3 protein-coding genes and 2 pseudogenes are annotated in these 3,523 nt (G+C 58.9%); 1 reads left to right on the forward strand and 4 read right to left on the reverse strand.

The features are described 5' to 3' along the window. Positions 1–496 (reverse strand): annotated as a pseudogene (locus U869_RS0127365) (Na+/H+ antiporter NhaC); the annotation flags it as partial. Positions 497–784: 288 nt separating this feature from the next. Here U869_RS0127365 and U869_RS0127370 point away from each other — a divergent pair. After that, positions 785–1,051 carry an IS66 family transposase zinc-finger binding domain-containing protein gene (locus tag U869_RS0127370; RefSeq protein ID WP_255330845.1) on the forward strand — a complete coding sequence of 89 codons (267 nt, stop codon included), beginning with the start codon at positions 785–787 and terminating at the stop codon, positions 1,049–1,051. A 3-nt stretch (positions 1,052–1,054) separates the two neighbouring features. Here the strand turns inward: U869_RS0127370 and U869_RS29785 are convergent. From U869_RS29785 to U869_RS32925, 3 genes and pseudogenes are all read right to left on the reverse strand, one after another. Further along, positions 1,055–2,663 (reverse strand): annotated as a pseudogene (locus tag U869_RS29785) (IS66 family transposase). A gap of 19 nt (positions 2,664–2,682) precedes the next feature. Beyond that, on the reverse strand, positions 2,683–3,030 hold the full coding sequence (gene tnpB, locus U869_RS0127380; protein ID WP_025122658.1) for an IS66 family insertion sequence element accessory protein TnpB: 348 nt from the start codon (positions 3,028–3,030) through the stop codon (positions 2,683–2,685). Between the two features lie 67 nt (positions 3,031–3,097). After that, positions 3,098–3,394, reverse strand: coding sequence for a transposase (locus U869_RS32925; RefSeq protein WP_051588697.1), 297 nt, complete (start codon positions 3,392–3,394; stop codon positions 3,098–3,100). Positions 3,395–3,523 lie beyond the last annotated feature (129 nt).

The raw sequence follows: 3,523 nt of genomic DNA on the forward strand, positions 1-3,523 counted from the left end.
CAGCCGTAATTTCTGGCGAAAGCCCAAGCATATTGGCCAGCCCGACCAACCCGACTCCCAAGGTGCCCGCCGTGGTCCAGGAACTGCCGATACTTAAAGAAACGCCAACGCAGACCAAAAAGGCGATCGGATAGAACCAGTTGGGGGTGATCATGACAATGCCGTAATACACCATGGTGGGAATGGTGCCAGACATGTTCCAGGTACCAATCAGCGCCCCGACGGAAAACAGGATAAAAATGGCCCCGGAAACGGTGGCAATTCCCTTGCGACCAGACTCGGAGATCTCATCCCAACTATGGCCATTCTTCAGGATGATCATCGCGGTGATCATGGTGCTGAGGATGATCGCCACCTGCAAAGGGCCGTTGACGGCTTCAAGACCAAACAGGGCAACGGAGGCACCGACCAGCAGGATCAATGCAACGAGCGGCAGTAAAGCATCCAGAAAACCTGGGGCCTTGATCGGGCGGGGAGCTTTAACGGGTCTAGTCATGGGACGACTCCATCGACAGATAAAACAGGAAGGTTCAGGAAACTGCGATACCTGTGGTAGCTACTGCGGTAAGTATAGCCAGCGGTGGCATAGGGCAATGATTATTTTCACTATTGGGGGGTTGTACGCCGGCGTACAACCCCATCCAGATAAAATCGAAGCAGCCTGCGACGATGAGGCCTGTGAGCTGGAAGCCGCCGACGTTGATGACAGAAACGGAAATACTGACGCTCGGCAACCTAAAATACGTCGCCCCGCCTGCCGGCAAATCTGCCGCGCAAGGAAGTTATCGTCCGCCTTCCGGCAGAGGAGCAGGTATGCGACTGCTGTCACCAGCCCATGCACGTGATGGGCGAAGACGTGCGCGAAGAGCTGGAGCTGATACCGGCCCATGTACAGGTGACGCGCTATATCCGCGAGAAATACGGCTGCCGGTGCTGCGAGCAGCACGGCACGCTGGGCAGCATGAAGGTGGCGCCGCCGGTGCCGGCGCTGTTCGCCAAAAGCTACGCAACGCCGTCTCTGGGTAAGCGCCCCACGAGGGACGTAGCGTAAGGATTATTTTACAGGCAGGGAGTTCCAGGGCAGCAGTTCATCCACTCGGTTCGATGGCCAGTCGTTGAGTTTGCCCAGCACATCGCGCAACCACCCCTCAGGCTCTACACCGTTAAGTTTGCAACTGCCCAGCAGACTGTAGATGATCGCCGCAGCTTCTCCTCCCCTGTCTGACCCGAAGAAAAGGTAGTTACGCCGACCCACAGCAACACAACGTAAGGCGTTTTCGCAGATATTGTTGTCGATTTCCACACTGCCATCACTGCAGAACACGTTCAGCGCATCCCACTGCTTCAGCATGTGGCCGAACGCCTTCGCCATCTCCGCATGCACCGACAGCGTTTTCAACTGCGCATGGATCCAGTCGTACAGCGACTCCATCAACGGTCGGCTCTTCTCTTTCCTGACCGACTGCTGGGCTGCCGCGGATATCGGCTTCGATGGCATACAGTTCGCCTATCCGTCTGAGCGCTTCGTGTGTCAGCTCCGTCGGGCGGCGTACATGCTCGTCGTGGATTTTTCGCCGGGCGTGCGCCAGGCACGCTGCTTCCGTCACCCGGCCCGTTTCGTACAGCGCATCATAGCCGCCATACGCATCCGCCTGCAGGACACCCCGGTATTCTGCCAGGTGTCGCTGTGGGTGTTCGCCCTTGCGGTCTGCCGAGTAACTGAACCACACCGCCGCCGGCAACGATGACCCCGCGTTGCGATCATCCCGCACGTAGACCCACAGCCGACCGGTTTTTGTCTTTCCGCTACCCGGGGCCTGGACTTTCACCGGCGTGTCGTCGGCATGAACCTTGCCCGCTTCAAGCACATAGTGGTTCAGCGCCACCGCCAGCGGACTCAGCTTTTCGGCCAGTTCCAGCACCCAGCGCCCCATGCTGTTGCGGCTCAGTTCCAGTCCATGCCGGGCGTAGATTTCTGACTGGCGGTACAGCGGGATATGCTCGACATACTTGCCCACCAGGATACGCGCCAGCAGGCCGGGACTCGCGTAGCTGCGGTCGATGAGCTTCGGCGGCAGCGGGGCCTGCACGATGGCATCACACTTCCGGCAGGCCCGTTTTGGTCGCACCGTTTCGATGACTTTGAAGGCATTGTTGATGATGTCCAACTGTTCGGTAATGACTTCACCCAGCATCGCCAACTCGCCACCACAGACCGGACACACCGTTTCAGTTGGCTCGATACGCACCGTCTCGCGCGGTAACTCCGCCGGGAGCCGTTTACGCGATGAAGGCCGTTTGGTGCTTGCCGGTTTTTCTGCCGGGGTCTGGGGAACAACGTTGACGTCAGGCTCCCCGGTCACCGCAGCAGCGGCCTCCAGGCACCCTTTGGCGGTATTCAGCCGGTCTTCCATCTCGCCCAGCCGTTTTTCGGTCTCGCGGATCTTCTTCTCCAGCTTATTGCGGAGCTTTTCCGAACTCTGCCCGAACAACATCCGACGCTGCTTGTCGAGCTTCGCCTTCAGGCGTTCGATTTCCCGCTCATAGCCAGCAACATGCCCCACATAGATACGGAGCTGGGTCTGTTGCTGCTTTAGCATCGCCTGTTGCTGATGCACCATGGCCTTCAGTTGGTCGATGTCGTCGGGGAGTTCGTTTTTCATCCCTCAACATTACAACAGGTTATACCCGCAGGCCAGGCTGATGTGCGCGTTGAGGGTGTTTCCAGTTAAGGCCTTCGAGCAGCATGGACAGTTGCGCCGGCGTCAGATGGATTTTGCCGTCGCTGACAGAGGGCCAGACGAAGTGACCGCGCTCGAGGCGTTTGGCGAACAGACAGAGACCATCCTCATCGGCCCACAGCAGCTTTATCGTGTCGCCGCGGCGGCCGCGGAAGATAAACAGGTGACCGCCGAACGGATCGTCGTTGAGCACGTTCTGCACACGCGATGCCAGGCCGTTGAAGCCGTTGCGCATATCGGTCACGCCGGCGACCAGCCAGATGCGGGAGCCCGCAGGAAGTGATATCACCGGCCCCCCTTCTTCAGTTCGCGAACCAGCGTCGCCAGCATGGCCGGTGTGAGGTTGCCGGACAGCGTCAGGCGTGCGCGATTATCTCGCAGAGCTGGCCAGGTTTTGGCGAGGGTGCCAGTCCCGTCGCGGGAGAAGCGGTGGGCAACAGCGGCGGTTGGCGTTCGAGTACAACGGGAACGATGTTACCTTTGATGGTGCAGGTCTCACCGACACCGTCATCAACAGGGGCATCGGCCAGGTGGCGATAGCGCTGGCGCCAGGTAAACAGCAGATTGTCATTAATACCGTGCTCCCGGGCGAGCCGTGCGACGCTGGCGCCGGGTTGCAGCGATTGCAGTACCAGGTCGAGTTTGAACGACATGGAGTAGGATGCGCGTTTGCGCCGGGTAGTGGAGTCTGTCACTGGTGATAGTGTCCATCTAAATTTAAGTGGACACTATCATCGCCGTATTGACAGTGATCTGACAGACGTCCTTCACGGGGTGCTTAC

This window comes from Serratia sp. H1w, assembly GCF_000633355.1.
GTDB lineage: Bacteria > Pseudomonadota > Gammaproteobacteria > Enterobacterales > Enterobacteriaceae > Chania.